The 26,341-nt window shown below is 63.5% G+C and carries 26 protein-coding genes and 3 pseudogenes; 13 read left to right on the forward strand and 16 right to left on the reverse strand.

Translation table 11 applies throughout. The features are described from left to right. Positions 1–111: 111 nt before the first annotated feature. Positions 112–765 (reverse strand): TetR/AcrR family transcriptional regulator, encoded by a 654-nt coding sequence (locus AC4QBL_RS07930; protein WP_291210956.1) that lies wholly within the window; start codon positions 763–765, stop codon positions 112–114. 106 nt (positions 766–871) lie between these two features. On the opposite strand from AC4QBL_RS07930, the pseudogene AC4QBL_RS07935 reads away from it, so the two are divergent. The 6 genes and pseudogenes from AC4QBL_RS07935 to AC4QBL_RS07960 all read left to right on the forward strand — a co-directional run. Continuing rightward, positions 872–1,789: pseudogene (locus tag AC4QBL_RS07935) on the forward strand (4-hydroxyphenylacetate 3-hydroxylase N-terminal domain-containing protein); the annotation flags it as partial. 837 nt (positions 1,790–2,626) lie between these two features. Further along, positions 2,627–4,138: an IS21 family transposase gene (gene istA, locus AC4QBL_RS07940; protein WP_472906279.1), complete on the forward strand. Its 1,512-nt coding sequence runs from the start codon at positions 2,627–2,629 to the stop codon at positions 4,136–4,138. After that, entirely contained in the window at positions 4,125–4,889 is a 765-nt protein-coding gene (gene istB, locus AC4QBL_RS07945; RefSeq protein ID WP_472906280.1) for an IS21-like element helper ATPase IstB, read from the forward strand. The genes istA and istB overlap by 14 nt, the downstream gene beginning before the upstream one ends. Beyond that, positions 4,886–5,104 carry a hypothetical protein gene (locus AC4QBL_RS07950; protein WP_472901141.1) on the forward strand — a complete coding sequence of 73 codons (219 nt, stop codon included), beginning with the start codon at positions 4,886–4,888 and terminating at the stop codon, positions 5,102–5,104. The genes istB and AC4QBL_RS07950 overlap by 4 nt, the downstream gene beginning before the upstream one ends. Positions 5,105–5,286: 182 nt before the next feature. Continuing rightward, positions 5,287–5,946 (forward strand): annotated as a pseudogene (locus AC4QBL_RS07955) (4-hydroxyphenylacetate 3-hydroxylase C-terminal domain-containing protein); the annotation flags it as partial. 30 nt (positions 5,947–5,976) lie between these two features. Next, a complete protein-coding gene (locus tag AC4QBL_RS07960) occupies positions 5,977–6,333 on the forward strand; it encodes a YybH family protein (protein ID WP_492131645.1) in 357 nt (118 codons plus the stop codon). Positions 6,334–6,649: 316 nt separating this feature from the next. Here AC4QBL_RS07960 and AC4QBL_RS07965 read toward each other — a convergent pair whose 3' ends face one another. Continuing rightward, a complete protein-coding gene (locus AC4QBL_RS07965; RefSeq protein ID WP_472908253.1) occupies positions 6,650–7,000 on the reverse strand; it encodes an alpha/beta fold hydrolase in 351 nt (116 codons plus the stop codon). A 311-nt stretch (positions 7,001–7,311) separates the two neighbouring features. Here AC4QBL_RS07965 and AC4QBL_RS07970 point away from each other — a divergent pair, with 311 nt between their 5' ends. Continuing rightward, positions 7,312–10,263 (forward strand): Tn3 family transposase, encoded by a 2,952-nt coding sequence (locus AC4QBL_RS07970; protein ID WP_304838064.1) that lies wholly within the window; start codon positions 7,312–7,314, stop codon positions 10,261–10,263. Positions 10,264–10,524: 261 nt separating this feature from the next. Continuing rightward, on the forward strand, positions 10,525–11,349 hold the full coding sequence (locus AC4QBL_RS07975) for a hypothetical protein (RefSeq protein WP_304838062.1): 825 nt from the start codon (positions 10,525–10,527) through the stop codon (positions 11,347–11,349). A 367-nt stretch (positions 11,350–11,716) separates the two neighbouring features. On the opposite strand, the gene AC4QBL_RS07980 is transcribed toward AC4QBL_RS07975, so the two are convergent. Beyond that, positions 11,717–12,565, reverse strand: a complete 849-nt coding sequence (locus AC4QBL_RS07980; RefSeq protein ID WP_304838059.1) for a hypothetical protein — start codon at positions 12,563–12,565, stop codon at positions 11,717–11,719. Between the two features lie 403 nt (positions 12,566–12,968). Beyond that, positions 12,969–14,030, reverse strand: a complete 1,062-nt coding sequence (locus AC4QBL_RS07985) for a DNA-binding protein (RefSeq protein ID WP_472908252.1) — start codon at positions 14,028–14,030, stop codon at positions 12,969–12,971. A gap of 264 nt (positions 14,031–14,294) precedes the next feature. On the opposite strand from AC4QBL_RS07985, the gene AC4QBL_RS07990 reads away from it, so the two are divergent. The 5 genes and pseudogenes from AC4QBL_RS07990 to AC4QBL_RS08010 all read left to right on the forward strand — a co-directional run. Next, positions 14,295–14,897, forward strand: a complete 603-nt coding sequence (locus AC4QBL_RS07990; protein ID WP_300651069.1) for a glycine zipper 2TM domain-containing protein — start codon at positions 14,295–14,297, stop codon at positions 14,895–14,897. Next, complete coding sequence (locus AC4QBL_RS07995; protein WP_300651067.1) at positions 14,894–15,130, forward strand: PepSY domain-containing protein; 237 nt, start codon at positions 14,894–14,896, stop codon at positions 15,128–15,130. Before AC4QBL_RS07990 ends, AC4QBL_RS07995 begins: the two co-directional genes overlap by 4 nt. Before the next feature lie 26 nt (positions 15,131–15,156). After that, a complete protein-coding gene (locus AC4QBL_RS08000; RefSeq protein ID WP_300651065.1) occupies positions 15,157–15,828 on the forward strand; it encodes a response regulator transcription factor in 672 nt (223 codons plus the stop codon). Further along, a complete protein-coding gene (locus tag AC4QBL_RS08005; RefSeq protein WP_300651063.1) occupies positions 15,825–17,156 on the forward strand; it encodes an ATP-binding protein in 1,332 nt (443 codons plus the stop codon). Before AC4QBL_RS08000 ends, AC4QBL_RS08005 begins: the two co-directional genes overlap by 4 nt. Before the next feature lie 280 nt (positions 17,157–17,436). Further along, positions 17,437–17,628 (forward strand): annotated as a pseudogene (locus AC4QBL_RS08010) (anti-sigma factor); the annotation flags it as partial. 114 nt (positions 17,629–17,742) lie between these two features. Here AC4QBL_RS08010 and bluB read toward each other — a convergent pair. The 12 genes from bluB to cbiE all read right to left on the reverse strand — a co-directional run bounded on the left by bluB (position 17,743) and on the right by cbiE (position 26,341). Next, a complete protein-coding gene (gene bluB, locus AC4QBL_RS08015; RefSeq protein ID WP_300651061.1) occupies positions 17,743–18,426 on the reverse strand; it encodes a 5,6-dimethylbenzimidazole synthase in 684 nt (227 codons plus the stop codon). A gap of 295 nt (positions 18,427–18,721) precedes the next feature. Beyond that, the gene (cobA, locus tag AC4QBL_RS08020) at positions 18,722–19,471 is read right to left on the reverse strand and encodes a uroporphyrinogen-III C-methyltransferase (protein WP_300651059.1); all 750 of its coding nucleotides are present in this window, start codon (positions 19,469–19,471) and stop codon (positions 18,722–18,724) included. Beyond that, positions 19,461–19,811 carry a (2Fe-2S) ferredoxin domain-containing protein gene (locus tag AC4QBL_RS08025; protein ID WP_300651058.1) on the reverse strand — a complete coding sequence of 117 codons (351 nt, stop codon included), beginning with the start codon at positions 19,809–19,811 and terminating at the stop codon, positions 19,461–19,463. The genes cobA and AC4QBL_RS08025 overlap by 11 nt, the downstream gene beginning before the upstream one ends. 1 nt (position 19,812) lies before the next feature. After that, positions 19,813–20,199: a 6-carboxytetrahydropterin synthase gene (locus AC4QBL_RS08030; RefSeq protein WP_300651055.1), complete on the reverse strand. Its 387-nt coding sequence runs from the start codon at positions 20,197–20,199 to the stop codon at positions 19,813–19,815. Next, positions 20,196–20,831, reverse strand: a complete 636-nt coding sequence (queE, locus tag AC4QBL_RS08035; RefSeq protein ID WP_304784281.1) for a 7-carboxy-7-deazaguanine synthase — start codon at positions 20,829–20,831, stop codon at positions 20,196–20,198. Before queE ends, AC4QBL_RS08030 begins: the two co-directional genes overlap by 4 nt. Before the next feature lie 77 nt (positions 20,832–20,908). After that, positions 20,909–21,898: a precorrin-3B C(17)-methyltransferase gene (gene cobJ / locus AC4QBL_RS08040; RefSeq protein WP_300651050.1), complete on the reverse strand. Its 990-nt coding sequence runs from the start codon at positions 21,896–21,898 to the stop codon at positions 20,909–20,911. Then, the gene (locus AC4QBL_RS08045) at positions 21,895–22,707 is read right to left on the reverse strand and encodes a CbtA family protein (protein ID WP_300651048.1); all 813 of its coding nucleotides are present in this window, start codon (positions 22,705–22,707) and stop codon (positions 21,895–21,897) included. Before AC4QBL_RS08045 ends, cobJ begins: the two co-directional genes overlap by 4 nt. Positions 22,708–22,862: 155 nt before the next feature. Continuing rightward, a complete protein-coding gene (locus tag AC4QBL_RS08050; RefSeq protein WP_300651045.1) occupies positions 22,863–23,054 on the reverse strand; it encodes a CbtB domain-containing protein in 192 nt (63 codons plus the stop codon). Beyond that, a complete protein-coding gene (locus AC4QBL_RS08055) occupies positions 23,051–23,503 on the reverse strand; it encodes a cobalamin biosynthesis protein (protein ID WP_300651043.1) in 453 nt (150 codons plus the stop codon). Before AC4QBL_RS08055 ends, AC4QBL_RS08050 begins: the two co-directional genes overlap by 4 nt. Beyond that, the gene (locus tag AC4QBL_RS08060; RefSeq protein WP_300651041.1) at positions 23,500–24,252 is read right to left on the reverse strand and encodes a cobalamin biosynthesis central domain-containing protein; all 753 of its coding nucleotides are present in this window, start codon (positions 24,250–24,252) and stop codon (positions 23,500–23,502) included. Before AC4QBL_RS08060 ends, AC4QBL_RS08055 begins: the two co-directional genes overlap by 4 nt. Next, a complete protein-coding gene (gene cobI, locus AC4QBL_RS08065; RefSeq protein ID WP_300651038.1) occupies positions 24,249–25,043 on the reverse strand; it encodes a precorrin-2 C(20)-methyltransferase in 795 nt (264 codons plus the stop codon). The genes AC4QBL_RS08060 and cobI overlap by 4 nt, the downstream gene beginning before the upstream one ends. Continuing rightward, a complete protein-coding gene (cbiE, locus tag AC4QBL_RS08070) occupies positions 25,040–26,341 on the reverse strand; it encodes a precorrin-6y C5,15-methyltransferase (decarboxylating) subunit CbiE (RefSeq protein ID WP_300651037.1) in 1,302 nt (433 codons plus the stop codon). The genes cobI and cbiE overlap by 4 nt, the downstream gene beginning before the upstream one ends.

Consider the following 26,341-nt stretch of genomic DNA (forward strand, 5'->3'; position numbering starts at 1 on the left):
TGATCTCCCGAGAGACTGGTTCTGGCCGAGAGCACTGGTCCTGACCTACACCAAATAGCCGCCTCTGCAGCGACGCCTGGGCGGCCGTCTGACAGCCCCGGAGGCGGTTCACTATTTGGCTCGCGGAGAGCCTTTCACACGTTCAATGGTGCGGGCCACGTAGATCGCACAGAGCTTGGCCGGGTCTTCTTGGAACATCTTGATGCGCTTGGTGTTCTCAAGCACCAGCAGCCCGACGCATTGCGCAAAGAACGCTGTGACCTCCTCACGCGCTGTCTTAGCCGATGCGCCCAGAGCCTGGAGCGCAGACTCAAAGTGCGCCAATGAGTCGCGAAGACGGCCGTTGAGCGTCGCATTCAGCGCAGGTGTAAGCCCATGCGGGCGCATACCCCCAAAAAGATAAAAGCCCAGGTCAAGGTCGCGGGGGTTGAAAGCGTAAAACTCGTAGAACCCTAAGGCGGCACGCTCAGCCTTTTGCGATGGCGATCGGGTGCCTTCGATGCGCTGGCTTACAGCCGCATTCAGCCGCTCCAGAGACTCGGCCAGCAAGGCACCATAGATCTCTTCCTTGGCGGCAAAGTACGAGTAGATGGCGCCAGGTGTGTATCCAGCCTGCTTCGCGATTTCACGAACGCTGGCACCGTCCAGGCCGTGCTGTTCGAAAACCTCACGGGCAGCCGCAAGGATGTGGGTGCGCTTGGCATCACTCACCAAGTTCAAGCGGTCCCGGCGTTGTTGCTCACGATCGACTGCGGCTGCAGGCATGTGCTTCTCCTTGGTTGAGATCATCCCACGAAATTAAATCGTTGACAGTAGGTTAAACGCTGTTTAATCTAACGACAGATGTTTAGCACCTATTGAGGAGAGTGTCATGCTGATGTCCGCCCTTGAGTACGAAGAGTCCCTGCGCCAATACCGTCCCAAAGTCTTTGTTGATGGGCGTCGGGTGGAGTCAGTTGTGGATGAACCGGCATTTAGCCCTGGGGTCAACGCGATCGGTCTGACCTACGACTACGCGCTGCGCCCTGAATACGCGGCGATCATGACGGCCACTCAGGGCAGCAGCGGCAAGCTGGTGAACCGGCTGCTGCACATCAATACAAGTAGCGGTGACTTGCTCAACAAGCTCGAAGCCGTGCGTCTTGTATGTCAAGAAACAGGCTGCGCTCAGCGCTACCTGACCCACGACGCGCTCAATGCCATCCACCAGGTGTCCGCACGTATCGACGATGCAAAGGGCACGACGGAGCATCGGGAGAAATTCGCCGCCTATCTGCATGATGTGCAAGACCGCGATCTCACCCTGGGCATCGCCATGACCGATGCCAAAGGGGACCGTAGCAAGCGACCTCATCAACAGGGCAATGCCAACGCGTACGTCCACGTCACGCACCGTGATGGCAAGGGCATCCGCATCTCAGGCACCAAGGCGATCGTGACTGGCGCCCCCTACATGCACGAATTCCTGGTCATGCCGTGCCGCAATATGGGTCAGGAAGATGCCGACTTCGCAGTGTGCTGCGCAGTGCCTGTGGATGCAGAGGGCGTGACCATCATCGCCCGTCCTGCGGGTCGTCCCGGCGATAAGGCGGCGCTCTTCTCCAACAAGTACGGTCAGTCCACGGGCGTTGTGATGTTCGAGAACGTCTTTGTTCCTTGGGACAAGGTGTTCTACGCAGGTGAGTGGGAGCACAGCGGCTACATGACCTACAACTATGCGACGCACCATCGCCACAGTTGCATCGGCGCTCGCGCCGGTTTTGGTGACTTGCTGATCGGTGCGGGCGCCTGTTAGCGGCGCTCTAAACCCGCGTAAATCTGGTGTCGGCAAGCAGTCGGTGGCGGTCATCCGCGGCAGTCAGCTGACTGCTTTGAATTTCCTTTGAATCGAAGGGTGCCCGTTGCACAGGGCACAGACGTGTCCTGAGCGTGCCTGCTTTGGCCATGGCGAGCGGGCTTGAGCCAGCGCAGGGGTATGGCGCAGCGCTGGTGTTTTGCGTTACATATCGCCTACCTGTGTAAGAAGCAGGCGCGACAGTGACAGTCACTTTCCGGTAAACCCACTGTCGCGCCCCGAGACCCACCGCTTTGGAGGGCGCCGTTGCCGCTGTCAGTATTCACGAAGCGGGCGTGGCTGTCCAGCAGCGTGGGCCCACGCATGGGAATGGACCGCCCATGCCCACTGCCCAACACGCACCACCACAGCCGCCGTCACCACCGCCCAGACGTTTTCTGTGCGCCCTGTGTCGCAGCCCTGTGCTCATCTGCAGCCACTGCGACCGCGGCCAGCGCTACTGCAGCGCAGTCTGCTCACTCCAGGCCAGAAGTTGCGCCCAGCGCGCCGCTGCCAAACGCTACCAGGACAGCCGCAAGGGCCGCCACGCTCACGCCACACGCCAGGGGCAATGGCGCGCGCGCCAACAAATAGTGACGCATCAGGGTGGCCCACCACCGCCCTGCGCTGATGTACTCCCATCCAGCGACGCAACCGCTCTGAATCCAGACGCAAGCCAGCGCTGCAAGTGCCAGTTTTGCGGCCGTTCGGTCTCGGCTTTTGTGCGTCAGGACTTTCTGCGATGCCGCTTTCGCCATCCATCCCAACCTTCCGTATGGAGTACCGACTCACATGGCCATTTCACCTGAACTCAAGGCGCAGATCCTGCGCTACCACCACGCCGAGCGCTGGCCGGTGGGAACCATCTCGTCCCAGCTGGGCGTGCACCGCGAGACCGTCATGCGCGTGCTCACCCAGGCCGGCGCGGCCCCAATCGTGCCCGCACAACGCACTTCGGGCGTGACCCCCTACCTGCCCTTTATCCAGGAGACCTTGAAGCAGTTCCCCAACCTCACGGCCAGCCGGCTGCACACCATGGCCGCCGAGCGCGGTTACGAGGGGCGCCCCGACCACTTTCGCCACATCGTCGCCCGCCACCGTCCGCGCCCCCCAGCACAGGCCTACTTGCGCCTGCGCACCTTGCCCGGTGAACAGGGGCAATGCGACTGGGGCCACTTCGGCCACATCCAGATCGGGCAAGCCCGCCGACCCTTGATGGCCTTCGTGATGGTCCTTTCCTGGTCCAGACGCATCTTCCTGCGCTTCTTCCTGGGCGCGCACATGGAGAGCTTCCTGCGCGGGCACGTCCAGGCCTTTGAATCCTGGCACAGCGTTCCCAGGGTCGTCTTGTACGACAACCTCAAGAGCGCGGTGCTCGAACGCAAGGGGCAGGCCATCCGCTTCAATCCCACGCTGCTGGCACTCTCGGCGCACTACCGTTTCGAGGCCAGGCCCGTGGCCCCGGCCCGGGGCAATGAGAAGGGGCGCGTGGAGCGGGCCATCCGCTATATCCGCACCGCCTTCTTTGAGGGACGCAGCTTCACCGATATCGACGATCTCAATGCCCAGGCCGATGCCTGGGTGGCTGGTCCTGCCAGCGCTCGGCGCTGCCCCGAGGACTCCCAGCTGTCGGTGCAGCAGGCCTTTGACCAAGAGCGCTCGCACCTGATGGACATCCCGGCCACACCGTTTTGTTGCGATGAGATCCGCGGCGTTACAGCGGCCAAGACACCCTACGTTCGGTTCGATCTGAACGACTATTCCATCCCCCACACCCACGTTCAGCGCAGCCTCACCGTGCACGCCAGCTTGCGTGAGGTGCGTATTCTGGACGGCCAGCAGGCGCTGGCCTCGCACCCGCGTTGCTGGGACAAGGCTCAGCAGATCGAGATCGAGGCCCATGTGCAGGACCTGGTGCAGCACAAGCGAGGCGCGCGAGCGCACCGCGACACGGACCGCCTGGTACACGCGCTTCCTCAGGTGCAGGATTTGCTGACAGAGGCGGCCAAGCGGGGTGAGCCGTTGGGGCGGATCGCCCGTGAGTTGCAGGAGCTCCTGGACGTGCATGGACGCACGCAGATGATGGCCGCCGTCACGGACGCCATGAGCCGCGGTGTGCCGCACCCCCATGCGGTTCGTCTGGCGCTTGAGCGCCAGCGTCAGAGCAAGAGCCAGCAGCAAACCCCGCCCCCGCTGGGCGTGGCCCTGTCTGCGCAGGTGCGCGCGCGCGACATCGCCGTGCGCCCCCACAGCCTGGACGGCTATGACCGCCTCACGCAGGAGGGTGACGATGCCAACAACTGATTCGGCCACACTCAAACTCCGAGCCCAGGCGCTGCAACTACACGGGGTGCTGTCCCACTGGGATACCTGCTGCACAGAGCCCTGGGTGGGCACGTTGCTGGAATGGGAGGAGCACGAGAGAAGTCGCCGCTCCATGGAGCGCCGGCTGCACAGTGCGCGCATCGGGCGCTTCAAACCCCTGGTGGATTACGACTGGAGCTGGCCCGAGCAGATTGACCAGGCCAGCGTGAGCGAGCTGATGACGCTGCAGTTTCTGCACAGTGCCAGCAATGCCATCCTGGTGGGCCCTTCTGGCGTGGGCAAGACAACCATTGCCCAGAACATTGCACATCAGGCGGTGCTGCAAGGGCACACCGTCATGTTCACCACCGCCGGCAAGCTGCTGGGCGAGTTGGCCAGCCTGGACAGCGATTCGGCACTGCGTACAAGACTGCGCCACTACGCCAGACCCGCGCTGCTGGTCATTGATGAGGTCGGGTATCTGTCGTATTCCAGCCGGTATGCCGATCTGCTGTTCGAGTTGATCAGCCGGCGCCACGAGCACAAGAGCACGCTGATCACCACGAACAAGTCCTTTGCCGAGTGGGGCGAAGTGTTCCCCAACGCGGCCTGCGTGGTCGCCCTCGTGGACCGCCTAGTTCACCACGCCGAAATTGTTGGCATCAAGGGCAACTCGTACCGGCACAAGGAGGCGCAAGAACATGCCCGGGCGCGCACGGTAAAGCGCAAGCCTTCAAAGGAGACCGTATGAAACCGTGGCATCCGCCTTCAGGACTGCGCCAAGGGCTGCCATTCGCGGTGGACGACACCTGGACACCGGAACAAGCCATGGCGGTGATGGAGTTGCTCGATGATCTGCGCGATCGCGTCTGGACCCATTACGGAGGGGTCATCCAGGATCTGCTGCGTGCGCAGCGCGTGACCACTGATTCACTGGAAGACTTTGACACGGACTTGCCGTTCTGAGCGCCAACGAGTCTCCCGCGCCAACAACAAGGGCCCCTGACGGGGCCCTTGTTGTTGGCACGCTCAGCACCGAAAACCGCACCCAGAATCGGCCACCAAAAATGAACGCCGGATTACGTCACCAAATTCCGCCACCACTTACCGCCGCCAAATTTACGCGGGTTTAGACCGCCGCTAACAGCGCCTTGATGTGCGAGGCCAACGGCTTTGATCCGGCGGAGGAACACCATTTGCGCGACCAGATGGTGGACCTCATCAAGATAACGGAGGGCTTTTACGCATGCGGTGTCGCAGCGTCTGTCTATGCCTCAGAGGACAAAGCTGCCAAGAGCTTTGTCCCTGACCCTGTGTTCTCCAACATCGGCAAACTGCTGCTCGCGACCCAGATCTACGACATGCACAAGATCGCTCACTATGTTTCAGGCGGTCTGATCGTGGCGCTGCCTGGTCCTGACGAAGATCACAATCCCGAAACAGCAGCCAAGCTCAGCGACGTGCTTCGTGCGAATCCAGCCATTCCGTATGAAAAGCGCATCGAGACAGCTCGTTTCATCGAAGACCTGACGGCGTCGTATCAGGGCGGCTGGTACTCGGTCATCAGCTTGCACGGAGGTGGGTCACCGGAAGCCATGAAGCGCGAGATTTACCGCAACTATCCTCTCGGATCTAAAGTGGACCTCGTTGAGCGGCTGTTGGATCGCGGCGTCTTGCACGACGAGAAACGGTCGATCACCCAGAACCGCCAACCAGGCAAGTGCTGCGACACCGGGTGTACCGTACCGGGTCAGCCGGTCATGGTCTCGCTCCCAGCAACTACGAAAGCCAAATCAGGGGCTATGTGAATGAATGGGAGCACTGAAGCTCGCGCGCTCATGGATCAGTGGTGCAAGGCATTCGTCGCCGCTGACGTTGAAGGCGTTCTCAGCTTGTATGCGTCGGATGCCGTGTTTCTGGGAACTTCCAGCCCCAGGATGGTCAGCACATCACAGCAGGTTCGGACCTACTTTGTCGGCGCGATGCATGAGCGCAAACCCCAAAGCGCGCAGGTGCTGGAGCTTCAACATCAAGACTTTGGCAACATGGCAGTCATCACAGCACTTGATCGCATCGAGTGGTCTGCTGCTGCAGGACCTGCTGTATCAATGGGGCGTGTCACAGTTCTTCTTCAACGTGTGGCAGACGCTTGGCAGATCGTGAACTTTCACAGATCAGAAGTGCCAAGAGTATGAATTCCTTTGATGTTTCAGCGGGGCGCGGCATGGGAGCCAGGACTTTTGGGATAGTGGCTTGAGCCTGTCTGCATCTCGCCGACCGCATGAGTTCGTTCCTTCCGGCGGCTGATATTCGATCGCGGATTGGCGGTGCAGCTTTCGAGCTGCCAAGTTGAGTGACAGCATCCCCCTCAATACCGGTCATCGATGCTGCCGCGTTGCCAGATAAGCCTATGACGGCTTCGTGCCAGGCACCGTGAACTCAGCTCCCGGCCATGACCGACGGCAATCGCTGCACAACAGTCCTCCGATCGCGGACATCCGGCCAGATCCGTCAACCGACCTCTGTCGAGCCTGTCACCTGCGCCAGGGTCTCTTGCAGTACCTCCACCAGCGTCGTCAAGCCAGGCTCTTCCACAGGAAAGTGGCCGCAGCCTTGCAGTGGAACATAGCGTGTGGGTGCGGCAATGCGCTGCAGAAAGGCCAGACTCATGGCCGTCGGTGTCCAGTGGTCCTCTGTGGGGTGGACGAGGGTGACCGGGATGCGATGGAAGGCCTCTGGCGCCACCTCGGGCATGGAAAACAGAAAGCTGGCCAGAAAACCCAGTGGCACACGGCTGCCGCCACCGCGCACGTCGTTCATGCACAGGCGTGCCAGCGCCGGCTGGTTGGCGATGGCTTTCATCGGTGCGATCCAGCGAATCGGCACGCGACAGCGAGCCAGTGCATGGCCGTTTGCCCGGGCCAATGGGGCCAGCAGCGGGCGAAGTGCCCGCACGCTGAAGGCGCCACCCCACCGTGACAGGGCGGGCCAGCAGATGGGGTTGGATGGGTCCAGCAGACATGTGACCAGCAGGGGGTGACCTCATTTCCGGTTCAGAACGCCGGGTTAGCGCCCGAGGGTTAACCCGCATTCACTCAAACCTTCTGGAACCTGCGAGAACAATTCCGTAGACTTCCGCAAGGCTTGGACTGCGCAGGCCAGGGGGACCCAGCTTGCCAAGCTTCTATCTGCGTTTTGTCGGATCCGATACCCTTCCCAAGTCTCTGTCCAAGCGAGAGGTCGAAGAATGCTTCGGCCTGAGCGCTGAAGACATCCATGAGCTTCGCCCGCCCCGTTTCCGGGGTACTGCTCGCCTTGGCGCGGCCGTTCAACTGGTGATGCTGCGCGCCACCGGACGACACCCAGATGCTCTCTCGGGCCTGCCACCCGTGCTGCTGCGGCATCTGACTTCAACACTGGGCATGAGCGCGACGGACATCGCATCCGTCACGTCGCTGTACAAGGACAGGGACACCCGCTTCGGGCATCAGCTTTGGGCTCGACAACGCGTTGGCTTCGCGGTCTTGGACGACACCACCAAAGCGCTGCTTGCCGATGCCCTGCGCGAGCTTGCCACCACTGCGGTCTCGGTGAACGATCTTGTGCATCAGGCGGAGCACTGGCTCTTTGACCGCCGCCTCGTGCTGCCCGGCGATCGGACCCTCCGGGACATTGCCCGCGCAGCATTTGCCGACCAGGAGAATGCGGCGCTCGAAACGATTCGCGCAGGCGTGCCGCGCGAGCACATCCACAGGGCGCTTTTGCACGCGTTCTCAAAGCGATCAGGACCGGGCGGGCACACCGTTCTGGAGTGGCTGCGCACGCCGCCGGGCAAGCATGGCCAGCTCACCCTGAGCGAGGTGACCAAGAAAATCGAGTGCCTGAAGGCATTGCACGTCCACGAGTGGAAGCTGTCGGCGATTGCGCTGAATCGGTTGAAGGCCTACAGCCAGGAAGTGGTCAATCGACCACCGTCAGCAACGAAGAACCTGTCCCCTGATCAACGCGAGCTGGAGATGGTCTCATTCCTGCACGTGACATTGCTGGAACAGACCGACCTGGCCGCGGAGATGGGCGCGCGACGCCTCACCGACCTCTACCGCAAGGCCTCCGGCAAGGTGCTCAAGAAGCAAGCGGACAGCTCCGTCGATCTGCGCGCCGAGCGGGTGAGGCTCAAGGCGGTCCTCTACGACAAGAAGCTGACCGCTGCGCAAATCGTCGCGGCGATGCGCGAGCTGGTGCCTCAAGATGAGCCGGACTTCGCGGGCACGCGTGCCCAATTGGTCCGCGAAGCACTGGTGAAGGAAGAAGCGCCGCGTGTCTCAGCGCTGCTCAACTCGCTGGGCATCCTTGAGATCAGAGGCGAGGCGTCGGACAAGGCGCTGAGGCAGCTCAAGTTGCTGCGCGATCTGGCCAAACGGGGAGCAACCAGCCTGCCAGAGGGACTTGACGTATCCTTTGCCGATCCTGGCTGGCATCTGTTGTTGCAGGGCCCAGACCGCAAGCTCGCTCTTGCTGCACTGAAGGTCAGTGCCGCGACGGCACTGCGCAAGGCCATCAAGGGCGGAAAGCTCTGGCTGGCGCACAGCAGCCGACACCGCAGTCGCGCCGATCAACTGATGTCTGAACAGGAATGGACGGACAAGAACAAGTCGCTCATCCGGGCGCTGAGCCTCACCGATGATCCCGACAAGTTCCTGGAGCGGGTGTTGGAGCGCGTCGACGCCGGCCTGGCCCAACTTGCCAAAGCTGTCGAGGAAGGCGCGCTCACCATCGACAACCAGGGCCACATCAGCATCGCACCTATCCAGGCGCTTGAAGTCGAACCCCAGGTCACGAAAACCCGCGAGAGCATGTTCAACATGATCGGCAGCGCCCAGTTCGCCGACATGCTGGTCGAGGTGGATGCCAAAACCCGCTTCAGCCAGGCGCTGCTGGGCAGGATGGCCAAGGACATCGGTGAGCTGAAGGCGGTGTACGGCGCCCTGTACGCACATGGGACGGAGAACAACGCCAAGGGGGTCTGCGCCATGATCCCCGGCCTGCAAGTCTCACAAATCTCGATGGCCATGCGTGCGCTGGAGGCCACCGGGCGTTTGAGGGAGGCCAACACGCGCATCATCGATTTCCAGCAAAGCATGCCGATTGCGATGCTCTGGGGCCAGGGCGACAAGGCTTCCTCCGATTCGATGACGCTTGATACCTCGCGGCACCTGCACTCGGCGCGCATGGAGTACCGCCGCAAACAACATGGGGTGGGCATTTATGTGCACATGCTCGACACCTGGGCGCTGTTCCACGACCAGCCCATCGTCATCAACGATCGGCAGGCCGCGCCCGCGGTGCACGGCGTCGAAGCACACAATTGCACGCGGCGCGAGGATCAGATCCGCCTGTCCCTGCTGGCCGTCGACACCCATGGCTACACCAATGCGGCCATGGCGATCGCCAAGCTGCTGGGCTTCGACCTGTGTGTTCGCTTGCGCCAGCTGTCGGAGCGCAAGATGTTCATGGCATGGGGTGCTGCGCCGCCAGAATCACTGGAGCGGTTGGTCGTGGGCAAGGTCTCGCTGCGGAAGATCCGTGCCGGCTGGATGGAGCTGCTGCGCCTGATCGCCTCCATCCGCCAGGGCCGCCTCACGGCCGCAGAGGCCATCGCCCGCCTGGGCAGCGCAGCCCGGGGGGATCCTGTGCACGCGGCCGCAGACGAACTGGGAAAGCTCCTGCGCACCGTCTTTCTGTGCGACTACTTCACCATCCCTGAATTCCGCCGCGAAATGCATGCACTGCTGAACCGTGGCGAGTCCATCCATCAATTGCAGCGCGCCGTGTACCACGGGCGTGTGGGCGTCTCGCGCGGCCGACGGGTCGATGAACTGCGCGCCATCTCGACGTCGCACACCCTGCTGACCAACGTTGTGATCGCCTGGAACACCATGAAAATGCAAGATGTCGTGGACCGCTGGAAGGCGCTCAAGCACCCCATCGAGGACCACTGGATCCGGCGCATCGGGCCAGTGCACTTTGAGCACGTGAACTTCAAGGGCACCATCACCTTCGAGATCGATTCGTACGCAGACGCCCTCATTCAACGCCAGACGAAGTTGCGCGCGCGCCGGGTTTGATCAAGGTCGCCCGGGAATACGGGGAGGTCGAAGCTCGTGTCGCCGGTGTCCAGGGGCACATGTTCGGAAATCGTGGTTTTGAGGAACCGGCTCTTTTCTCGTGCAATTCACCCGGTTAGTGGTTTCCGTTGTTCAATGAAATCAATGACTTAGTGGACTTCCGCAAAGACAACCAGCTCGTTTTTCGTGCGATTCACCGGGTTAGGATTTGGGACTGACAATGGCTTGCTGCCCGAAGGTGGGTCATCACGGAGAAGAAATATGGGACAAGCGAAGCTCAAGCAGCGCACGGCCTTTGCGCCGGCCTTGGTCAATGAGTGGGAGGCGGAAGATGGTGTCAACTTCGCGGTGGCGCTCGCGCGTGTGACGGGCTGGCTGCTCCATGTGGACTGGTGGGTTCCGTCGCTTGATCCGGACAACAACATTGCGCTTGAGGATTGCAAACCGCTGCGCGTGTATGTGGCGGACAACGGAACCCGCATTTTTGATGTGCGAGGCAACCGGTCTCTCGGTGACTTCATGCACCGAACGATTCGGCCCATGGCCGTGCGGCACGGCATGGGCGGTGTCCGGACGCGCTACTACGCTGAGAGCGCGCTCGCAACGCTGCCTCTGCGCTGCGCACCTGATCCGGCCAAGATCAGCATGGCGGTCAAAGCGATCGAGGCCAACACCGCCTATCTGGCTTCGATCCCCAAAAGACCGGAGCCCTGCATTCCGGCCGCCGAGGCGGCCGAATACACATTCGGCAGGTGTGCGGCGTTTGCGGAAGCGCTGCGGGAGTTGGCAGGCTTGGACCCCGTAGGGCTGCTGGCCATCCGATTCGAGCAGGGCGCGGAAGGGACTGAGCGCGGTGCAGATGGCTATGTCCATAGCTTCGTTCTGCACCCAGACGGGATGGGAGAGGACAGTTGGGGCAAGGCGGATGTCAGGGAGATCGCCCAACGATTCGGAATCGTCGAGTTCCGGCTCACCCGCGAGGCGCACAGTCGTGTTGTGAACAACCTGCAGCGCAACTCGCCAGAACTCTACGACGCGGCATTCGTCAAGGCCAAGGAACTCATCCAGACCTATCGGCAACAGTGAGTTGCCCCCGACCAGTATCTCGCCACCAAGGTTCGGCCGTGACGCCTGACAATCTGCAGGCCCCAAGAAGCACCGAGATGATGTGCTCAAAACCCTCAATACGCTGCACAGCGTACAGTTGCCACGTTGTCTTGAACCAGGCCGGCGGTCCAGCTGCGACGCGTTCCAGATAGGTCCGAATGACATCGACCGCGTGATCCACCATTGCCCGACGAAGTCAAAATGAGGCTGCGCTCAACAACCTGGGGGCGATGACCGTGTGCAAGCGGCGTAACTTCATCGCGGACTTGTCCAGCCAGGCAGTTGGAACCATTTCAAGCAGCCTGACCGGGCGGAAATGATTCTGCGATGCCCACGAAACACTGCGCTATGACCGGAAAATGTCCAGCAGCCGCCCGTCGTCGTCCGTGAAAGTGATCTCGTCGAACCGTGCCGGCAAGGCCTGGCCACGCTTACACAGCGCCCGCAGAAGTGTCTGTTCGGATACCGGGGCGATCAGTTGTGCCAGTGTGCCCGCAGGGTTGTGGGTGGTCCAATCACGCGTCGTGAAAGCCACCATCCCTCTTTCAGCCAGGATCGGTGCCTGCTTTTCCTGGTCCATCTGATAGGGTTCATTCAGGATGAAGTGCAACCCTGTGGCCGGATCGCGCCACAGACTCTCATGATCCTGATCGGGGTATCGGCTGCTGAGCATGCGGTGCGGGTCGCCTCGGAAGGCCGCCACCGTCTTGGCCAGTGACACCGGCAAGACCCGCAAGGCGTCGACAAAAACCAGTTGCCGCGCGGCCTTGCTCAGGTGGTGGGCGCACGAGATGAATGACGCGTAGTCCTCGGGGGAGGCCAGGCGTGTTCGATCTCCACCAACGATGTGAAATCGTCCCAGCGAACCAATGCGACGCCGGACTGGCAAGGGCAAGAAGTTGGGCCAGGGCTCAGACAGCACCACGTTCGCGTGGATGCGGCCCCAGTCGCCACGGCTTCGATCACCCCACGAAGCGGTGAGCGTGACCGCGTGGTCGGAACTCGCCCGATCGCGCGAGCGCCACGCGCGCTCGACGACCTTGTACGAGGGCAAGCCGTGGGCGGTTGCAGCCAGGTTCAGTGCCGCACCTTGGCTCAACTGTGGGTCGCTTTGACGGATTTTCCTCGCCTCGTTCTTGAGGCGCTTGGGCGACGGGATCTGGTTACCCGCCGTGGATGTATGGGATGCGTGCATGGTCTTCCTATTGCCAGACCGTCATCCGCTACCGATCCATGGCGACAGGGGTCCATGGGGCAAGTGTGTTTGTCGACGCTGCAGCGCGAAGGGCTGCCTTCCAAGGCGGATGGGTGTGCCGCGTCCAAAGCGGAGGCAGTATCGCAGGTTGCTCTGCGATGTGCAATCCCTTGGCCTATAGGGTGACTGTAGATCGCGGGGAGCATTGAAGCACTGTTCCGATGTGGCTCAATATTCAGCGAGCCTCGCTACCGTGCCGTGCCACCGCCGGCCTATTGACATCCGGGTGATTGATTTCGAAGTGCGCCTTGCATGTGCACGTCCTCCCCGCGGTGTTGACGCGTTTGGAGGGTTGGCCGTGATGCCTGAAAGACTTGTTGGTTCGTACTGAACGCCTTGACTTTTAACGGGCTTGTTTCGCTGGCTTCGCGGTCACCGTCACTGCTCCGGATTCGCTCGATGTGGCCGTCAGTCTCTCCAGCAGGCTGGCGACGACCTGCTCCTGCGCCGTGACGGATGACCTGGCCGTGGCCAGCGCCAGTTCCAGCTGCTGCTTTGCGGAAAGCAGTTCATCGACCTTGGCCTGCAACTGCTCGTTCGAGGTGCCGAGCTGCTGAACGGCCGCATCCTGCTCTACCAGGCGCCGGCCCAACTCCTCGGTGCGCCGCTGCGCAAACCCCAGTTCTTCCTTGAGCGGCCGCAGGCGCCGCACCTCTTCCTGGGCCTGGTGCAGATCGCCTTGGGCGCGCGACAAGTCGCCCAGCAGGCGCGCGTTGTCCTGCAGGGCGTGCACGGCTTCCTGCTGCTTGACTGCCAAGGTCTCGTTCACGGAGCGCACCTCGGCTTGCAGGTACTGAACCTGCTGCTCCTGCTTGCGCTGGTCCTGGTCGCGCTGCTCCTTGCTGGACTGCCGGAAATGCTCCAGCGCCTGGCGGGCATGCTGGTGCTTTTCTTCCAGCGATTGGCGATGGCGTTCTTCGGCCGCGACGCGCTCCTGCAGGGCAACCACCTGCTGGGCAAGCTGCGTGCATTCCAGGGTCTTGCTGCGCAGCGTTTCATTGGTTTTGCCGTGAGCGGTTTTTTCATCGGCCAGCGAGCGCTGTGTGTGTTCCAGCTGCTGGCGGGTGGACTGGGCCTCGGTTTTCAGGGCCGCGGCGGCTTGCTGCTGCTGCGCGAGTTGCTCGGCGTGCTTGTTCTGCGCCGTGGTGACCCGTTCTTCCGCTTCCTCGTTGACGCGGGCGGCCAGGCGGCCGACCAGGTCCTGGATCGCCTCGCTGACGGCCACCCGGGTGCCGGCGGCCCCGCCTTCATCTTCCTCGATCTCCTTTAAATAGCGGTGGATCGTGCTCTTGGAGCCGGTGCCCAACTCTTCGCGCACCGCATCGATGGACGGATGGCGCCCCGTGGCCAGCAATTTATCGCGGGCCCGCAGCACCTCAGACTTGTAGATTCCGGCTCGGGCCATGGCTCGTCCTCTTATTTCGTACTATGGTATGTACCATGATATTACATACTATTTATGAGGTAAATGGCTTTTAATTTTCCATAAAATTCACATTGGGTAATGGCAGATTATCCAACGTGATGCTGCATTCTCATTCGGACTGTAGAGAAGCTTTGCGGGGGTACCAGCGACTCTGGGTCGCGAGGAAATATTTATCAATTTCGTTCAGCTTCGGTTCACCCACTTCTTCCTAAGCTCCGTCTCACATCAACCAAGGAGCTTTCCATGAAACGTACTTCCATTCTTTGTCTGACCACGTTGCTGGCGGCGGGCGTCCAAGCCCAGACCTTCAACGACACTGCCCGCGTGCGCAACGTCGAACCGCGGTACGAGAACATCTCCGTGCCGCGCAACGAGTGCACCAGCCAGTGGGTGACCGAGCAGCAACCCGTGGCGGCTTCGCGCAATTACGGGGGGCTGGCGGTTGGCGGTGTGGCCGGCGCCTTGCTCGGCAACCAGGTTGGCAAGGGCCGCGGCCGAGACGCCGCCACCGCGCTCGGTGCCGTGGTCGGCGCGCTGGCAGCCGAGCACTTTGCCAACCAGAACAACTGGGGTGGTGGCTACCAGCAGGCATCCCAGCCGCAGCAGCGCCAGGTGCAGAACTGCCGCACTGTCAACGACGTGCAGTCCCGCCTCACGGGTTACCAAGTCGAATACGAGTACCGCGGCCAGGTCTACAGCACGGTGACCCGCGAGAACCCAGGCCGCACCTTGCCGATTCGCGTTTCATTCACTCCGATTGAGAGCGAGTACCAGGGTGGACGCCAATACCAGGGCAGGCGTGATGAACGTGGCGGACGCGAATACCTTGATACTTACAACCGATGAACACATTTGCCAAACTACTCTGCGCCACCCTGCTGCTGGCATCCAACCTGGCCTGGGCCGATCTGAGCCGCGACGACGCGGCTGCAGTGGCCCAGCGGGCCAGTGGCGGCCGCGTGCTGTCCGTTGAGAAGCTCGAGTCTTCGGGCCAGCCGGTATGGCGCATCAAGGTGGTTACGCCGGCTGGTGAGGTCCGCGTGATCCAGATTGACGTCGTCACTGGCCAGACCCGCTAAGGCCAACCTGCTGCAGCTTCAGACCAATGCGCTTGTTACTGATCGAGGACGATGCCGCGCTACGGCTCACCTTGGCCCGCCAGCTGGAGGCCGATGACTACCGGGTCGACCAGGCCAAGGACGGCGAAGAGGGTCTGTTTCTGGCGCGCGAGTACCCGGTCGATCTTGTCATCGTTGACCTGGGGTTGCCCAAGCTGAACGGGCTGAGCATCGTGCAGCGCCTGCGGCAAGCCGGAAGCGCCCTGCCCATTCTGATCCTCACCGCGCGCGGCAGCTGGCAAGACAAAGTGGTGGGCCTGGAAGCCGGGGCCGACGACTACCTGGTCAAGCCTTTCGAATACCCGGAGCTGGCGGCGCGGCTCAAGGCCTTGCTGCGGCGCTCGCTGGGGGCCCCCACTGACATGCTGACGCTTGGCCCCCTCAGCATCGACCCGTCGGCGCAGGCGGTGCGGCTCAGCGGCGCGGTGCTGGAGCTCACAGCGTTCGAGTACCGCCTGCTCGAGCACCTGGTGCGCCAGCGCCCGGCCATCGTCACCAGGCAGGCGCTGTCGGACTACCTGTACCCGCACGGGGAAGACCGCGACAGCAACGTTCTGGAGGTGCTGGTGGGCCGCCTGCGGCGCAAGCTCGACCCCGACGGCAGCGTCGGCCCGATCGAGACCGTGCGGGGGCGGGGCTACCGGTTCACCCTCGAATGAAGGCCGGCTACTCCATTCGTACCCGCCTGCTTCTGGGTGCTGCGGTGGTACTGCTGGCATTTATGGCCGGCGCGGGGCTGGCGGTGCAGCGTGCGAATACCGAAAGCGTGCAGGCGGCCTATTTCGGCCGGCTGCAGAGCACCATCTACCTGCTGCTGGCCGCTGCCGAACTCGATGCTGGCGGAGCGCTGGTGATGCCGCCAGAGTTTGCGGAGCCGCGCCTGTCGCTTCCGGGTTCCGGCCTGTACGCGGGCATATACAACGTGCTGCGCAGGGATCAGTGGCAGTCGGCCTCGACCCTGGGCCTGCAGCCACCGTTCCGGCGCAGCCAGCAACCCGGTCAATGGCGCAACGAGACGGTGGATGGGGCCGGCAAGTCCTTCCTGTCGGTCAGCTATGCCGTCACCTGGAAGGCCTCCGAGCGTGAGGCACCGCTGGTGCTCACGGTGCTGGAGGACCGCGCGGCCTTCGACCGCGAAGTCGGTGCCTTCACCCGCACCCTTTGGCTCTGGCTGGGGGGTGCTGCCGTGCTGCTGTTGCTGGCGCAGCTGTGGCTGTTGCGGTGGGGCCTGGCGCCGCTGCGGCACGTGGCCAGCGAGATCCGGCGTATCGAAGATGGCGGGCAATCGCGCATCGAGGGCCGCTACCCTACCGAAATCTCCAGCCTCACGGACAACCTGAACAACCTGATTGAGCAGGAGCGCAAGCGTCAGGCCCGACATCGCGACGCGCTGAGCTTTCTCGCTCACAGCCTGAAGACTCCGCTTGCTGTTCTGCGCAGCGCCATGGCCGAGCCGGCGCAACTGCCAGCCACCGTAGCCCAGCAGGTGAGCCGCATGGATGACATCGTGCAGCACCAGCTGGGGCGCGCCATCGCCGGGGGCGCCGCGCGTTTTGCGCCGCCACTTCTGGTGGCGCCAATCCTGGAGCGCATTCGCGACGCGCTGGCCAAGGTGTATGCCGAAAGGGCATTGGACTTCAGCGTCGAGTGCCCAGCCGACCTGACCTGGCGCATCGACGAGGGCGACTTGTTCGAGATGCTTGGGAACCTGCTGGACAACGGGGCCAAGTGGGCGCGCACCCAGGTCCTGGTGCGGATATGGCGTGAGCCGGGATCCTTGTGCATTCGCATCGAGGACGACGGCCCTGGATTCAGCGACACCGAGTCCATCCTGCAGCTGCACGTGCGGGGGGACGAGCGAATGCCCGGGCACGGCGTTGGGCTGGCAGTGGTGAGCGACCTGGTGGCCAGCCACCATGGGGAGCTGAAGCTTTCAGGTGGCTCATTGGGCGGCGGGCGGGTTGACATCGTGTTGCCGGTGCCTTGAAGTGGCCTGCTCCTCAGAAAAAGGTCAATGCGGGCTGCTATAGATAGCGGAGCGTCGGCCGGTCAGGCTGACCACTGCCCTGCGTCAAATCTGGGCCGCATTCCATTACAGGCTAAGTCAGAAAGCCTGCTGTCCCAATGCTTGGAATCTTCTCGAAGGCGGACGCGCTGGTCTCCCCAACCTGTTCAATGGGCTTTGCAGAACAGTGGCAGCTGGCAACACGGTCAATCCGTACTCAGGGCACCCACTCCCTTGAGAGCAGATCAACGAACTGCAGGCCAAGCTCTCGGCCACACCGCAGATCGAATACGTGGCCGTTCTCAACGACGACCAGGCCAGCGCCTCCATGCTGGTGACCTTCGACCCGAAGAACGGCAAGCTCACGCTGCAGCGCGTGGGTAGCTTCCAGGAAGCGAGCGAGAAGTCGCTGCAGCTCAGGGCTCTGCCGCCTTCAAGCGGTCCGCGCTCGCTGTAGTCGGCAAAGCTATGTTGTTTGCAGCCCGTGGCAGGCGAAGCGGCCGTCTAAGATTTCGTGCGAGGGCTCGGCATTCAAAAACAGCGCCAACATCCACATCTAGGGCGCTAGCTAGCTTGGTGACTTCGATCCAAGAGGCTGCGCCCAAGTGTCTTCAAACAGCACATCGTCCAACGCGCAACGCGAGGCCCACCGCTGCCGTTGAAGCATCGGTTCCTCGTAAAAATCATGCACGGGACCGATGCACAACAAAGCGATCGGCTCGGCCCCGTCGGGCATTCCAAGCAGGCACGCCACAGCGATTGGGTCAAACAGCGAAACCCAACCCATTCCAAGCCCCTCGGCCCGGGCGGCCAGCCAGAGGTTCTGGATCGCGCAGGCGGTCGAGGCGAGGTCCATCTGTGGAAGTGTCCTGCGACCAAACACATGCTGCTCACGTCCATCTGCGAGCGCGACCACCCAGACCTCGGCCGCGTCATTGACACCCTCGACCTTGAGGCGCATGAAAGCCTCTTCCCGCTCACCCAACGCTCTCGCAGTCTGCACGCGTTCTTGCTCCACCAATGCCTGCAACTTGCACCGCAGCAACGGCGACGCCACCCGCAAAAAACGCCAGGGCTGCATGAAACCCACGCTGGGCGCATGGTGAGCGGCGGTGAGCAGCCGGCGCATCAGCTCCGGCGCAACCGTTCCCCCTGCGAAGTGACGCATATCGCGCCGTTCAAAAATGGCGCGGTAAACAGCGTCTCGCTCGGCCGGGGAGAAGGTCCGATCAAGGGCAGGTTTGTCGGGCATGGCGGGCTCAGTATTCGATGCCGCACGGCGACAGGATGTTCGCGTTGGATGCGTGCTTATTGTTGGTCAATTCGGTCAGCCCCTCGTTGATAGCTGCTGATCAGTTCGATCGTGCGATGCTCGCTGAAGCGCCGCACGAGAAGCTATCAGGCACCGCGATGTCGTGCAGTCTTCATTGCCTTTCTCGCTCAGGAACGATGATGCATATAATTTCGCGCCTACCGTCAAGGGCGTAGGTGATACCTTGGCACTCCCTCTCTCGGCCTTGTCGTAGGACTTCTCGGCCGTTGGCGTTTCACTCCGCATGGAAGTCTGGGCTCAGTTGCACTGTCTCGCCAATGATCAGCAAACCGGGATGGGGGCCGTAGGCCGGGGCCTGTTCAACCAGGCGGCGCAGGCTGCAGGCCACCACGGTTTGTGTGGAGCGCGTGCCGTCGCGTACGACGGCCGCTGGGGTGTTGGGGCTCAGGCCGTGGGCGATCAGCCGTTCCGCGATGTGGGCTAGACGTTGTATTCCCATGTAAAACACCCGCGTTTGTCCGGGGCGCGCCAGCGCCCGCCAATCGTGCGTGGCTTTGTCGTCGGCCAGATGTCCGGGCAGGAACACGCAGCTGGCCGCGAGGTCGCGGTGAGTGAGGGGGATGCCCGCTCCTGCCGAGCAACCGCTCGCGGCTGTAATGCCCGGTACGACCTCGAACGGTACACGTTGCGCTTGCATGGCTTGCACTTCCTCACCGCCACGTCCGAACACATAAGGATCTCCACCCTTGAGCCGCACCACTCGCCGGCCCGCCTTGGCGTGCTGCACCAGCAGGGCGTGGATTGCCTCTTGTGGAATGGCGTGATTTCCCAGGGCCTTGCCCGCGAACACGCGCTGCGCTCCTTGCGGAATCAGCGCCAGCACCTCGGGTGAGATCAGACGGTCGTACACAACCACGTCGGCCCTTTGCAAGCGATCAAGCGCGCGTTGAGTCATCAGGTCGGCCGGTCCGGGACCGGCGCCGACGATGGAGACAAAGCCCCTAATGTCCGACTCATTCGGCATCAACGCCTCCGGGGCCCTGATGAAACACCAGCTCTTGCACCACTTGTCCGCCGACCAAGTGCTGGTCGATGATGCGGTCCATGTTGGCTTCAGTGACGTTGTAGTACCAGGTGCCGTCGGGCTGCACGCACATCACCGGCCCGCCCTTGCAGGCGGCAAAGCAACTCACGCGGCTGCGCTTCACACGCAACTCGCCCTCGTGCAAACCAGCGGCCTTGAACTTGTTGCCAAGGCTATCGAACAGGGCCTGCGAGGCGCCATCCTGCGTACAACGTGGACCGGTGCAGACCAACAGGTGGCGCTTGTAGCCGCCGATGTGAGGCTTGATGGGTTCGTGCATATCAGACTTGGAAAGGAAGAGTGCGCGCGAAGCGCAAATCACAACGGTCCCCGATACCGTCGCGCCACACCGAAACACGGCTCAAGCGGAACTCCGTCAACCCCGCAAACTGGGCGATGAAAGCGCAGAGGTTTTCGAGGGTCGGAATGCCCAGGCCGGGTACCTCGTCCAGCAGCCGGTGGTCCAACTGCGCACGCACCTGCGTCACCAGCAAACGCAGCTGCCCCAAATCGACCACCATGCCCGTGTGGGGGTCAACCACACCCATCACCGCGACCTCGCCTCGGTAGGTGTGCCCATGTATACGCGTGCTGGCTTCGGTCTCGATCTCGCGCTGAAGGGTGTGCGCAGCGTCAAAGAAGAAACTTTGCGAAATTTCGTATGTCATCGGATTCCGACCATCTTGTGGGTTTGCAGGGTCAGGCGCCAGCGGGGGTCACGCAGACAGTAATCAATGGCCCAGAGGGTGTTTTCTTTCAACGCAGGGCCGTCCATGGGCTGCAGCAGATGGCGCTCGAAGTTCAGTTCGATCAACGCGTCCAGGTCGATGCCGGGCTGGGGAACAACAACTTTGAGCTCGTGGCCCGCACGTATCTTCAGGAATGTGCGTACCTTGGGACTGACGCACAGCCAGTCCACCCCTGCAGGCGCAGCGATCGTGCCATTGGTCTCCACCGCAATCTCAAACCCGCCGCGGTGCAATGCGTCGATCAACGCGGAATCGACCTGCAGCAACGGTTCACCGCCCGTCAGCACGACCAGCTTGCGCCCCGCCACCGATGCTGGCCATTGGACTGAAACCTGGTCCGCCAGTGCCTGGGCCGAATCGAACTTCCCCCCACCAGTGCCGTCCACGCCGACAAAATCGGTGTCACAGAACTGGCATTGAGCGCTCGCGCGATCGGCTTCCCGCCCGGACCAGAGATTGCAACCGGCGAACCGGCAGAACACTGCCGCACGGCCGACGTTGCCGCCTTCACCCTGCAGGGTATAAAAAACTTCTTTGACCATGTAGCTCATGGAACGGATCTCGTGGGTGGCATCAGGTGGTGGTTGGCATAGTCCGCTCAGGGGCGAAGTGCGCGCGCAGGAGCGCCTTATTCGGCCTGATCCTCTGCATCCGCCGAAGGGGCCACCCCTTCCTCGACGGGTGTGTTGAGCACGGCTTCAACGTAGTCCACCGGCAGCCGGTGCTGCTGCGCCAGTGCGGCCAGGCTCGCGCCATCGGCATGGTCGGCACGCAGGTTCTCCATCCAACCCAGCAAGCCGGTGGAAAGCGAGCGTCCTGCTTTCTCGCCCGTGCGGGTGCTGCCACCGTCGTCCAGGTCGTACTTGTTGGCGTAGCCGCGTGGCGTGACCATCAGGCCGTGCTGCACGAAGGTGTGGCTGTTGCCGATCAGTACCGTGGTCAGCATGCCGATGTCGCACTCGCTCATCTTGTCCAGCGTGGTGAACTCGATGCGCTCGCGCCGCCGGTAGGCCGACTTGACCACCGCCACCGGGGTGTCGGGCCGGCGATGGCGCAGCAACAGCGCCTGTGCCTGCACGATCTGCTGGGTGCGGCGGCCGCTCTTGGGGTTGTAGAGCGCCACCACGAAGTCCGAAGCCGCCACCGCGTCCAGCCGCCGCGCGATTACGGGCCAGGGTGTGAGCAGGTCGCTCAGCGAGATGGAGCAGAAGTCGTGCGTGAGGGGCGCACCCACCAGCGCCGCGCAGGCGTTGATGGCCGATGCACCCGGCACCACCTCAACCTGGACGCCCGACTCGGGCGTCCAGCCGGCCTGGAACAGCACCTCATAGGTCGGCCCGGCCATGCCATACACCCCGGCGTCTCCGCTGGAGATGAGGGCCACCTTCTTGCCCTCGCGGGCGCTGGCCAGGGCATGGACTGCGCGGTCCAACTCCTCGGTCATGCCCTTGCGGATGACCTCCTTGCCTTCCAGCAGATCGGCCACGAGCTTGATGTAGGTGACGTAGCCCACCACCACATCGGCCTCGGCGATCGCGTCTCGCGCGCGCTGGGTCATGTGATCGTGGCTGCCGGGGCCGATGCCCACCAGCATGATCTTGCCTTTGACGTCGCTCATTGCGGGGCTTTCATGGCTGGGGCACAGCCCGCATCCGAGCGCTCCAGCACGGCCGCCACGGCGGGGTGCAGCCAGCGCTGGAAGGCCAGGCCGGCCAACACGCCGATGCTCAGCCAGAACGACAGCGACAGCCAAGCGGTGGTCCAGATGAACTGGCTGCCCAGCTGGCGCAGCGCCACCTGGGCCTCACGCGTGAAACCGGCCAGCGGGTCGGCCATGATGTGCGGCGCTCCGACCACGAAGGGCAACGCCAGCCAGCCGGCTGCGACGGCCCAGCGCAGGGGGCTGCGCACCAGCGCCACCGCCGCACAGGCCAGCGCCGCACCACCCGCCGCGAGCACCCACCAGCCCTGGCGCGAACCCAGTCGGGCTGCGTCCATGCCGGGGATCTCGGCGTGCAGGCCCAGCGAAGGCCAGAAGTGAAAGCTCAACCAGCCGGCGGCGGCCACCCAGGCGGCCAAGGGCAAAGCGCGCAAGGCGCTGCCGCGCCACTGGCACACCGCCATCACGGCCAGCACGAGCAGCGCCATGCTGAACGCGTGCAGCACATTGGCCACCCAAGTCCAGATCTGGCGCTCCACCCCATCGGCGGGCGTCCATGTTTCTGCGTCGTCACCATGATCGTGCGCCGCACCGTCCCCGTGTGCGTGCGTGTCGGCAACCGCCAACGCAGTCTCCACCTTCTGGCTTTCGAGCCCTTCAGCCGCCAGGATGATCGGCATGGTTTGCCATTGCTGCAGGCCCGATTGCAAGCCCCCCACCAGCATGGCCACGGCCAGCGCCGCCCAGATCAATCGTCGAAAAATCATGAAACTCTCCATACACAGATAGGTGGCAACCCGTCGGCCGCGCGATCCGAAACGCCCTAAGTGCCCCAACCGGGAACGCGGTGGAGCCGGCTTTGCCGGGCCACACGCGTTGCCCCCTTGAGGGGGTCGCGCGAAGCGCGTCGGGGGTGACTCTCTTAATGACAAGGCTTGACCGTGACGTGGCGCACATCGTGCGCGGCGTTGTGCGCGATGGGGCTTTCAGCAAAAGCCACGCCGTACAGTACGACCAGGCCCAGCACGGCACCAGCGCACAGTTGCAGCAGCAGGCTACGCGTGGCGCTCACGCGCTGGTCGTCGGGGATGGGGGTGGTGGTGGATGAAGTCATGGCGTGCTCCGTTCAGGGGTGAGAAAAAGAAAACTGTCACAGCGGGCAATGGAAACCGTGGCGTTGCGCCCATCGGCGCCACGGTGTTTGAATTTTTCGACCAGCAAGGCGGTCATGGGCAAAGCCTGTTCGTGGCCGAAGACTCGGGCGCCTGCCAGCAGGGCCGCGGCCTCGCTGACCGATGGGGTGCCGGTGTACCGGCGCACGGTCTCCGACGGGTTGGGCACCGGCACCCCGGCGAGCTGGGCAGGGGTAAAGAAGGTCATGGCCCAGCCTTGTTTGGCGGCCAGGGCGAGGAGGCCTGCTTCGTCAGCCTTGAGCGTGATGCTGGCCGCTGCCACCACATCTGGGGCCAACGCCCCGGCCTGCGCGAGCGCCGCCCGCAACGCGTCCTGCAGCGTGGCCAGAGGCGTGCCGCGGTCGCAACCCAGGCCCACAGCCACGTTCACGCCTGCGTCTCCACCGGCGGGCGGTAAACGACCAGGCGCTCGTGCAGTTCGGCCCAGTGCGCGGCGGTCACTGGCGCGTGGGTGATCCACAGCACGGCCTTGAAACGCGCCAGGTCCACGTCGGCCAGGCGCTCGAAGCGGTGGATACTGGGCGGAAGCGGCGTGGGCCGGGTCCACCAGTGCGGGCTGCCCGCTTCCTGCACCACGGCCACCGGCTCGCCGTTGACCACGTGGGCCGACACACGCGTGATGTTGATCTTGGGTGCCTCAACCTTCCACCCCAACTCGCGACCCAGGATGTCCACCGGAATGGTCTTGCCCACGTCCGACGCCGTGGTCAGCACCGGCGTGGCGCCGAGCAGGGTGGCCACGGTTTCGGCCATGGCGTTGGCGCCGCCGACGTGACCGGACAGCACCGGGATCACGAACTGGGCCGCGTCGTCCACCACCAGCACGCCGGGGTCTTCGTCTTTGCTCTTGAGGTGCGGCGCGATCAGGCGAACCACGGCGCCCAGTGACACAAAAAACACCACCTGATCGAAGTCGGCGAACAGCGTGGCGATCTCGTCGCGAAAGGCTCCGCTGTATGAGCGCACCGAGTTGGGCAGACCCGCCATCAGCGGCGCGAACTTGGTCGCAACGCACACGTGGGCTCCGGGCATCTGGCGCGCGAGATCGGCAGTCTGCTCGGCGCCGTGTTTGGTGATCGCCACGAGGACGACGCGCACAGCAGTTTCTTGGGTGGTCATTCCTGGGTTTCCTCTTCTTCAATTTCGGTACTGGTCTTCTTGCGGCAGCCGCGTTGCATGTCGCCGCGCTCGCGCCCGGGGTTCTTAACCAGCAGCAGCGACAGGTAGTTGACCTTCGTGCCCTTGAGTTCGGCCACGTCGGTGACGATGCGCTCAACCGGTGAGCCGGCTTTTTCGATGAAGCGGCTGTGCGCCAGCAGGCCGCGCCGCTCCAGCAGGGTGATCAGATCGTCCAGCAGCGGCTTGACCTTCATCAGCACCAGGGTGTCGAAGTCGTCGAGCATCTTCTCCACCGCCGCGATGCCGTAGGCGGCGGGCACGATGGCGATGGTGTCGTCCTGCTCCGAGAGCGGCACCTGCAGCTGCGCGCAGGCAGCGTTGAACGAGGTCACGCCGGGCACGATCTCGATGCGGGCCCCCGGGTCCAGCTCGCGCAGCACGCGGGCCAGGTAACAGAAGCTGGCGTAGGTGGAGGCGTCACCCTCGACCAGGAACAGCACGTCCTGCCCGCTGGCCAGCATCTCGCGCACCGTCTCCGCCGCCTTCAACCAGTGGCGCGCCAACTTCTCGGCGTCGTGTGTCATCGGGAACAGCAGCGACTGGTGCTGCCCGGGCAGCGCCAGCCCGGCGCGCAGCGCGATGTCCAGCGCGTAGCTGTCCTTGCGCAGGCTGCGCACCGGGTAGGTCCAGATGGCGTCGCGCCGCTCCAGCAGTGCCCAGGCGCGGCGGGTGATCAGGCCCGGGTCGCCGGGACCGAGGGAGACGCCAAACAGCGTGCCAGTTTGCGTCATGCCACACCTCCGGTCTGCGCGCAGACGATCCACACCGGGTTCTCCGCCGCCATGCGGTGCATGTGCAGGATGGGCTTGCTGCGCGAGCCCTGTAACTGCAGCACGTCCCAGCTCGCACGCTGCTCCTTCAACGTGGCCACGGCCACCCCCAGGTTTTCAATCGTCACGAAGTTCATCACCAGCCAGCCCTGCGGTTGAAGTCGTTTCAAGATCAGCGCGATCAGCTCGGCCAACTCTCCGCCCGAGCCACCCACGAACACCGCGTCCGGGTCGGCCCAGGCTTGCAGGCCCTCGGGCGCCTTGCCGTGCAGCAGGGTGTGGTTGCTGATGCCCATGGCCAGGCGGTTGCGCTGCACTATGGCCGCGTCGTCCGCGTTCTTTTCGATCGCGTACACATGGCCGTTGCGGCACAGGCGCGCCGCCTCCAGGCCCACCGCGCCCGAACCCGCGCCGATGTCCCAGACCACGCTGTCGGCGCGCAACTGCAGACGCGCCAGCGACACCGCGCGCACCTCGTGCTTGGTGATCAGCCCCTTCTCGGGGTGGCGCTGCTCGAAGCTCGCGTCCGGCAGACCCAGCAGCACCTGCGGCGCGCGCAGGCGGGTGCGCCAGAGCAGCACGACGTTGGGGTCGGCAAAGGGCATCTGCGCGGCGGCGCTGAGGGACATGCCGCTGACGATGCGTTCTTCGGGCTGGCACAAGCGTTCGGCCACGGCCATCTCGACCTCGTCCGCCAGACCCTCGGCGATCAGCATGCGAGCGATCCGGTCGGGGGTGTTGTCCGGGCTGGTCAGCACAGCCAGGCGGTCGTGCTGGCGGATATCGCGCAGCAGCGCGTACAGCCCGTGATTGGGAGGTGAGCCCGGCACCCAGTCGCCCGCGTCCTTGCTGTGCACGGAGGAGAACTTCATGTCCTGCCAGGGCAGGCCCAGCCGGGCGCAGGCGAGCTGTAGCGTGGACACGTTCGGCATCACCTCGATGGCCTCGATGCACAGGCGTGACGCGAGGTAGGCTGCGATGCCGTGGCACAGCGGATCGCCGGTGGCCAGCACCACCACACGCCGGCCCTCGGCCTGCGCGGCGCGGATCCACTCGGGCACCTGCGACAGCGCGCCGCTCAGGTCGTGCTGCACCGCGTCGGGCGAGATGTGCGCAGCCAGGAGCTGCAGCGTGCGCGTGCCGCCGATCACAAGTTGGGCCGCCCGCAGGTGCTGCAGCGCCGTGGTACCGAGGCTGGCAACGCCATCGTCCAGCACTCCAACGATGCGGCATTTGTCGATCACGGGAGCCACTTCCAT

The sequence above is a fragment of the Hydrogenophaga sp. L99 genome, assembly GCF_058731905.1.